This window comes from Streptomyces sp. NPDC029164, assembly GCF_055563995.1.
Genome location: NZ_JBVHWW010000079.1, coordinates 1 through 7,593, shown reverse-complemented (window position 1 = coordinate 7,593; position 7,593 = coordinate 1). Strand labels below are relative to the sequence as shown.

Here is a 7,593-nt window from a genome sequence, read left to right as displayed (position 1 = left end):
TCATCCACCGAAGTGGACGGGGTATCAACTTCTGGCGTTGATTTTTGGCACGCTGTTGAGTTCTCAAGGAACGGACGCTTCCTTTGTACTCACCCTCTCGGGCTTTCCTCCGGGCTTTCGTTCTGTTCTTGCGCTTCCGACTCTATCAGACTCTTTCGTGTCCGACTTCCTCGGTGCTTTCCAGTTCCTGCGCTTTCACGCTTTCCCTTTCCGGCGATTCCGACTCTATCAGATCCTTTCGGGCCTGACTCCCAGTCAGCGGGCTTTGCCTCGGGACTGTTTGGCCCCTTCGGCGAGTGAGACAGTAGCGGATTCCTTGCCCCCGAACCTAATCGGCGGCGGCGTCCTCGGACGCGGATTCCTCATTCGCAAATACGCATGAAAACAAGACGACGGAGTGCGTCGTTCGTTCGAATGTGTGGTGCGGGATGGCTGTCCGGGGACCGACCTAGGTCGGCGCTCACTTCGGACAACTCGAAGAACCTTACGGATCGGGCACATCTGTGTCAACCCCCGGCTGACCGGCGACGCGCGGTCTGCCGAAACTCACCCCGTCTTCATCCCCGGCCCTCTACCCTGGCCCCCATGACTACGCATGCGCTCACGCTCAGCCTTCGCTGGTGGGCCGCCTGACGGCGGCCGACCATCCACCCGAGCACGCATGCGCTCACGGCCGCCGCTACGGCGGCCGTTTTTGTTTCTCCCCTCCCGGGAGTGGCTCGGTCGCCCGCGACGCGGCGGCCCCGACACCACTCACACACAGGGAGAGCAGGACATGACGAGGATCTTCAGCGGGATCAAGCCGACCGGTCATCTGACGCTGGGGAACTACCTGGGGGCCGTACGGCAGTGGGTCGCCACCGACCAGGAGCCGCACGAGGCGCTGTTCTGCGTCGTCGACCTCCACGCGCTGACCGTCGAACACGAACCGGCGCGCGTACGGAGGCTGAGCCGGCAGGCGGCGACGCTGCTGCTCGCCGCCGGCCTCGACCCACAGCGGTGCACGCTCTTCGTACAGAGCCACGTCGACGAGCACACGCGGCTGGCGTACCTCCTGGAGTGCACCGCCACCGACGGGGAGCTACGGCGGATGATCCAGTACAAGGAGAAGGCGGCGAAGGCGCAGGCCTCCGGGGAGGGCGTACGGCTGTCGCTGCTCACCTATCCCGTGCTGATGGCCGCCGACATCCTGGCGTACGAGACCCAGGAGGTGCCGGTCGGGGAGGACCAGCGGCAGCACGTGGAGCTGACGCGCGATCTGGCGGTGCGCTTCAACCAGCGGTACGGGCACACCTTCACCGTGCCGAAGGCGACGCTTCCGGCGGTGGCCGCGCGGGTCATGGACCTGCAGGAGCCGACCTCGAAGATGGGGAAGTCCCATGAGAACGGCGCGGGGATCGTCTATCTGCTCGACGAGCCCGGGGTCGTGCGCAAGAAGGTGATGCGGGCGGTCACCGACAGCGGGGACGGTGCGGTGGTCTACGACCGGCAGGCGCGGCCCGGGGTCGCGAATCTGCTGGACGTCCTGGCGGCGTGTACCGGGGGTGATCCGGCCGTGCTCGCCGGGGGCTACAGCGGGTACGGGGCGCTGAAGCGGGACGTCGCCGACGCCGTGGTCGAGCTGCTGCGGCCGGTGCAGGAACGGCATGCGGAGCTGGTCTGCGATCCGGCGGAGGTGGAGAAGGTGCTGCGGCAGGGTGCCGGGCGGGCCCGCGAGCTGGCGCGGCCGGTGGTGGACCGGGCGTACCGGGCCATCGGGTTGCTGGAGCCGTGACGGGTGGGGGTCCCGCGTGGTGCGGGCCCCCACCGGTACGGGTGTCTCAGCTGTTGCCGGAGGCGAGCTCGCGGCTGCGGTCGCGGGCCGCTTCGAGGGCGGCGATGAGGGCGGCGCGGACGCCGTGCCTCTCCAGCTCGACGATGGCGTTGATCGTCGTACCGGCCGGGGAGGTGACGGCCTCGCGGAGCTTGACCGGGTGCTCGCCGCTGTCGCGGAGCATCACGGCGGCGCCGATGGCGGCCTGGACGATCAGGTCATGGGCCTGGGCGCGGGGCAGGCCGAGGAGGATGCCGGCGTCGGTCATGGCCTCGACGAGGAAGTAGAAGTACGCGGGGCCGGAGCCGGAGAGGGCGGTGGCCGCGTCCTGCTGGGACTCGGGGACGCGCAGGGTCTTGCCGACGCCGCCGAAGATCTCCTCGGTGTGGGCGAGGTGCTCGGCGGTGGCGTGGCTGCCGGCGGAGATGACGGACATGGCCTCGTCGACGAGGGCGGGGGTGTTCGTCATGACGCGGACGACGGGGGTGCCGGGGCTGAGCCGTTCCTCGAAGAAGGAGGTGGGGATGCCGGCGGCGCCGCTGATGACCAGGCGGTCGGCGGGGACGTGCGGGGCGAGCTCGTCGAGGAGCTTGGCCATGTCCTGGGGCTTGACGGTGAGGATGAGGGTGTCGGCGCGCTTGGCGGCTTCGGCGTTGGAGACGGCCTCGACGCCGTAGCGGGTGCGGAGCTCCTCGGCCCGGTCGGCGCGGCGGGCCGTGACGAGGAGCTTCGAGGCGGGCCAGCCGCCGCGGATCATTCCGCTGAGCAGGGCCTCGCCGATCTTGCCGGTACCGAGGACTGCGACTGTCTGGGTCATCCCGATCCACCTCGCCGAACGGTTCTTGCACGTGAGCTACGTATACGTCCTCATCCTTGCACCCGGGCGGGGAAGGGGGAGGCGCTGTCCGGAGTGCGGTCAGGGGGTGCGGCGGCGGAGGGTGGCCGCGCCGAGGGCGAGTACGAGCAGGGCGCAGGCGGCGACGATCACGGCGTCGCGGACGAAGTCGGCGGTCATGTCGGTGTGGGTGAGGACCTGGGTCATGCCGTCGACGGCGTAGGACATGGGCAGGACGTCGGAGAGGCCTTCGAGGACCGGGTGCATGGTGTCGCGGGCCGCGAAGAGGCCGCAGAGGAGCAGCTGAGGGAAGATCACCGCCGGCATGAACTGGACGGCCTGGAACTCGGACGCGGCGAAGGCGGAGACGAAGAGGCCGAGGGCCGTGCCGAGGAGGGCGTCGAGGAGGGCGACGAGCAGGAGCAGCCAGGGGGAGCCGACGACGTCGAGGCCGAGGAGCCAGAGGGCGAGGCCGGTGGCGAGGAGGGACTGGAGGACGGCGACGGCGCCGAAGGCGAGGGCGTAGCCGGCGATGAGGTCGCCCTTGCCGAGCGGCATGGCGAGGAGGCGTTCGAGGGTGCCGGAGGTGCGCTCGCGCAGGGTGGCGATCGAGGTCACCAGGAACATGGTGATGAGGGGGAAGATCCCGAGGAGGGACGCGCCGGTGCCGTCGAAGGTGCGGGGGCTGCCGTCGAAGACGAAGCGCAGCAGCGTGAGCATCAGGACGGGGACCAGGAGCATCAGCGCGATGGAGCGCGGGTCGTGGCGGAGCTGGCGCAGGACGCGGGCGGCGGTGGCGGTGGTGCGGGCACTGTTCACGGCGTCGTCTCCTGGGCGGCGAGTGCGTTGGCTTCGTCGACGAGGCGGAGGAAGCCTTCCTCGACGGTGGCGGAGTGGGTACGGGTGCGCAGGGCGTCGGGGCTGTCCTGGGCGAGGATGCGGCCTCCGCGCATGAGGAGGAGGTCGTGGCAGCGCTCGGCCTCGTCCATCACGTGGGAGGACACGAGGAGCGTCGCGCCGCGGGTGGCGGCGATGTCGTGGAAGAGGTTCCACAGGTCGCGGCGAAGGACGGGGTCGAGGCCGACGGTGGGTTCGTCGAGGACGAGGAGCTCGGGGGTGCCGAGCAGGGCGACGGCGAGGGAGACGCGGCTGCGCTGGCCGCCGGAGAGGTTTCCGGCGAGGGCGTCGGCGTGGGTGGTGAGGTCGACGTCGGTGATGGCCTGGCGGACGGCTGCGGCACGGCGGTCGGCGGCGGCGCGGCCGGGGTCGAGGATCGCGGCGAAGTAGTCGAGGTTCTGCCGGACGGTGAGGTCGTCGTAGACGCTGGGTGCCTGGGTGACGTAGCCGATGCGGGAGCGGAGCTCGGGGTGGCCGGCCGGGCGGCCGAGGACGTCGAGGGTGCCGGTGACGTGGGCCTGGGTGCCGACGATGGCGCGCATGAGGGTGGATTTGCCGCAGCCGGAGGGGCCGAGGAGGCCGGTGATGCGGCCGCGGGGGACATCGAAGGCGATGGAGTCGATGACGGTGCGGGGGGTGCGGCCGGTTCCGCGTCGGACGGTCAGGCCGTGGGCGTGCACGGCGGCCGGGGCTCCCTCGGACTGGTTATTCATCATGTGATGAATAATGCTCCTGGCGGTGCCCGCCGTCAATCGCCCCGGCGGAGCGAGAGGGGGGCGGCCGGCCCGGACTACTTCTTGCGCTTGGGGCGGCGCGCGGCCGGGTTCCCCGTACGGGAGCCGCGGCGACGGGCGAAGTCGGCCCGGGCGCGCTCGTACTCGGCGCGGCGGAGCTTCTCCCCCGGGGCCTCGGCGAGGCAGCGCAGGAAGTACGCGATGAGGGAGCCGATGAAACCGATCGCCTTGAGGCCCTTGAGGGCGGCCTCGTCGGAGGACGGGGCGGGGCGGCGGCTGAAGGAGTCCCAGGTCTTGACGAAGGCGATGGAACTGGCGATCGCGAAGAGGACGACGACCGAGATGCTGAGGAAGGGGCCGACGTTGCCGATCTCCAGGCCCTCGTAGGACAGGCGCAGCAGGACGGCGGCGGAGACGGCGGTGACCAGCGAGCCGATGGCGGCGCCGGCGCGGCGCAGGGCGTAGCCGCCGTCGTGGTTCACCCAGGTGGTGCCGAAGAACGGGATCGGCTCGGGCTCCGGGCCGGTGGGGGCCGGGGCCTGCGCGGCCGGCTCGGTCGGGGTCTGGTCTCGCTGGTCGTCGCTCACAGCAGCGATTATCTCCCGCCGGGCCGGCCGGGCCGGGTGTGTCTCACGTGTCAGACGGGGTCCGCGGACGGAACCCGGCCCAGGTCTGCGGCCTAGCCGCAGTGCGTGACCACGTAGCCGTCGCTGCCGGTCTTCACGTACGCGTCGGAGACGAACCGGCCGTTGCCGATGCAGTCCCAGATATCCGTCGTGCCGTACGGGCCCGAGATGGTGGTGCCCTCGCACTGGCAGCGGAGCGTGACGGTCGCGCCGAGCGGCAGGACGTCGACGACGGAGTAGTTGGTGCCGGGGCCGCTGCGGACGTTCAGCCGGGAACCGGGCGCGACCGGGTACGACGGGTAGCCGGAGCCGGCGGTGAGGCTCTGGACTTGGCTCGAATCGTTCTCCACCGACATGCGAAATCTCCCCCCATGGGCGTTGCCCTGCGCAACTCGCGCAGGGTAGCAGGACCTTGGAGATGCGCAGGGGTCATCGACTAGGCTCCGGCGGGGGTGGTGAGCGGTGCATTCGCTGCGCGCGGACTACGTGGGCTTTCCGGAATACGCCGGGCAGTACCGGCTCGAATCGGTGCTCGGTTCCGGAGGGATGGGCGTCGTCCATCTGGCCACGTCCGGCTCGGGGCTGAAACTCGCCGTCAAGATCGTGCACCCCGAGCACGCGGTGGATCCGGAGTTCCGGGCCCGCTTCCGGCAGGAGGTCGCCGCCGCCCGGCGGGTGAGCGGGGCGTTCACCGCGCCCGTCGTGGACGCCGATCCGGATGCCGAACGGCCGTGGATGGCCACCGTGTTCATCGACGCGCCGACGCTCGCCGAACGGGTACGGGAACAGGTGCTGGACCCCGTCGAACTGGCCCGGCTCGCCGCCGGTCTGGCCGAGGCGCTGCGGGACATCCACCGGGCGGGAGTGGTGCACCGGGACCTGAAGCCCAGCAACGTGCTGATGGCCCCCGACGGAGTGCGGGTCATCGACTTCGGGATCTCGCGGCCGGCCGACAGCGACCTGCGGACCGAGACGGGCAAGCTGATCGGCACCCCGCCGTACATGGCGCCCGAGCAGTTCCAGCGGCCGCGGGAGGTGGGGACGGCCGCGGACGTCTTCGCCCTGGGCGCCGTGCTCGTGCACGCGGCCACCGGGCACGGGCCGTTCGACTCGGACAGCCACTACCTGGTGGCGTACCAGGTGGTGCACAGCGAGCCCGATCTGACCGGGCTGCCGCCGCAGCTCGCGGGGCTCGTCGCCCGGTGCCTGGCGAAGGAACCGGCGGAGCGGCCCACCGCCGGGGAGCTGATCGCCGAGATGCGGGCGATCGCGTACCCGACCGCCGAGGACACCCAGACCTTCATCCCCCGGCCGCGGCAGCCCGACGAGGCCGAGCTGCTCACCCACCGGAGGGAGCGGGTCGTCACCGAGCCGAAGGCCCCGCGCCGGCGGCGGGTCCGGCTGGCGGTCGGGGCCGGGGCCGGGCTGTTGCTCGTGGGCGCGGCGGTCGGCGGGTACGTGCGGTTCGGGACGACGGCCGGGCCGCCCGCCCAGATCGCCGCGAAGGCGGATCCGGTGCCGCAGAAGACCTTCGCCCCGTGGACGGTCCCCCTGGGCGCGCCCGGGGCGGGCAGCCGGATCGGCGCCTGTTCCTGGCAGGCGGCGGCCCTCTACTGCGCCGGACCGGGCCTCGCGGCGACCCGGCTCGACCCGGCGGACGGCTCGGCGGTGTGGGCGGTGGAGGCGACCGCGCCCGCGAAGGGGACGACGGCCGTGAGCGCGCCGCTGCACGCGGGCGGGCAGGTCCTCGTCGTGGTGCCGGGCAGCGAGACGCTCCGGGCGCTGGATCCCGGCACGGGGACGGAGCGCTGGCGGCACAAGCTCCCGGACGGCTCACAGGTGGTGGCCACGGGCGGGCAGGTCCTGCTCGTGGGGACGACGGGCGGCGTCACCGCGCTGGACGCCGCGAACGGCACGCCCCGCTGGACCCGGCAGATCGGTGGGGTCGGCTCCGTGTGGTGGACCGGTGGCGGCCCCGAGGGGGGAACGCCCGGACTGTACGTGGCCACGCCCGAGGGCACCGGCGGGTCCACGCAGCTCGCCGCGGTCGATCCCGCGAGCGGGACGGTGAGCCGGCAGCTCCGGACGGCGGGACGGCTGCGGCCGGTCGGCGCGGCGCACGGCGGGCTGTACCTGATGGATCTCGACGCGTCCTCCAGGACCACCGCCGTCGTACGCGCCGACCTCGCGACGGGCACGGTGCAGCGGGTGCGCCTGGCGGCGCCCTTGTTCGACGCGGAGGCGACGGTCGGCCAGGGCGGGGTCACGTACCTGTCCGGAACCTCCGGCGCGCTGGTCGCGGTCGGCCCCGCCAAGGAGGAGTGGCGGCTGGAGACGGGCGTGACGGTGGCCTCCCGGCCGGTGGTCGCCGACGGCCGGGTGTACCTGACGGCGCCGGACGGGCGGCTGCTGGCCGTCGACGCGGGAAACGGCCGGCCGGCGGGCCAGACCAAGCCGAGGATGGCCGACGGCGGCCACACGTACGTGTCCACGCTGCCCGCGCCCGTCGTCGGGGACGGGCGGGTGTTCGGGGGCGCCCCCGACGGGTCGGTGTTCGCGGTGGCGGCGGGGGATCCGGGCGGGTGGTGAGACGGCGGCGGGGGGGGGGGGGGGGGGGGGGGGGGGGGGGGGGGGGGGGGGGGGGGGGGGGGGGGGGGGGGGGGGGGGGGGGGGGGGGGGGGGGGGGGG

7 protein-coding genes are annotated in these 7,593 nt (G+C 72.5%); 2 read left to right on the top strand and 5 right to left on the bottom strand.

The features are described from left to right. Positions 1–775: 775 nt before the first annotated feature. On the top strand, positions 776–1,774 hold the full coding sequence (gene trpS, locus ACZ4VT_RS37140; RefSeq protein WP_467955772.1) for a tryptophan--tRNA ligase: 999 nt from the start codon (positions 776–778) through the stop codon (positions 1,772–1,774). A gap of 46 nt (positions 1,775–1,820) precedes the next feature. Here trpS and proC read toward each other — a convergent pair whose 3' ends face one another. The 5 genes from proC to ACZ4VT_RS37115 all read right to left on the bottom strand — a co-directional run bounded on the left by proC (position 1,821) and on the right by ACZ4VT_RS37115 (position 5,261). Further along, positions 1,821–2,630 (bottom strand): pyrroline-5-carboxylate reductase, encoded by an 810-nt coding sequence (gene proC / locus ACZ4VT_RS37135; protein ID WP_030720587.1) that lies wholly within the window; start codon positions 2,628–2,630, stop codon positions 1,821–1,823. A gap of 99 nt (positions 2,631–2,729) precedes the next feature. Next, positions 2,730–3,467, bottom strand: coding sequence for an ABC transporter permease (locus tag ACZ4VT_RS37130; RefSeq protein ID WP_467955771.1), 738 nt, complete (start codon positions 3,465–3,467; stop codon positions 2,730–2,732). Continuing rightward, on the bottom strand, positions 3,464–4,261 hold the full coding sequence (locus ACZ4VT_RS37125) for an ABC transporter ATP-binding protein (RefSeq protein ID WP_467955770.1): 798 nt from the start codon (positions 4,259–4,261) through the stop codon (positions 3,464–3,466). Before ACZ4VT_RS37125 ends, ACZ4VT_RS37130 begins: the two co-directional genes overlap by 4 nt. A gap of 74 nt (positions 4,262–4,335) precedes the next feature. Next, on the bottom strand, positions 4,336–4,866 hold the full coding sequence (locus ACZ4VT_RS37120) for a hypothetical protein (RefSeq protein ID WP_467955769.1): 531 nt from the start codon (positions 4,864–4,866) through the stop codon (positions 4,336–4,338). A gap of 92 nt (positions 4,867–4,958) precedes the next feature. Then, positions 4,959–5,261 carry an SH3 domain-containing protein gene (locus ACZ4VT_RS37115; RefSeq protein WP_467955768.1) on the bottom strand — a complete coding sequence of 101 codons (303 nt, stop codon included), beginning with the start codon at positions 5,259–5,261 and terminating at the stop codon, positions 4,959–4,961. Between the two features lie 106 nt (positions 5,262–5,367). Here ACZ4VT_RS37115 and ACZ4VT_RS37110 point away from each other — a divergent pair, with 106 nt between their 5' ends. Beyond that, positions 5,368–7,494 (top strand): serine/threonine-protein kinase, encoded by a 2,127-nt coding sequence (locus tag ACZ4VT_RS37110; RefSeq protein ID WP_467955767.1) that lies wholly within the window; start codon positions 5,368–5,370, stop codon positions 7,492–7,494. The last annotated feature ends 99 nt before the right edge of the window (positions 7,495–7,593 follow it).

Excerpts from the sequence above, each read along its gene's own strand:
- ACZ4VT_RS37115 (WP_467955768.1), bottom strand. The coding sequence starts at position 5,261 with ATGTCGGTGGAGAACGATTCGAGCCAAGTCCAGAGCCTCACCGCCGGC.
- proC (WP_030720587.1), bottom strand. The coding sequence starts at position 2,630 with ATGACCCAGACAGTCGCAGTCCTCGGTACCGGCAAGATCGGCGAGGCC.
- ACZ4VT_RS37125 (WP_467955770.1), bottom strand. The coding sequence starts at position 4,261 with ATGATGAATAACCAGTCCGAGGGAGCCCCGGCCGCCGTGCACGCCCAC.
- trpS (WP_467955772.1), top strand. The coding sequence starts at position 776 with ATGACGAGGATCTTCAGCGGGATCAAGCCGACCGGTCATCTGACGCTG.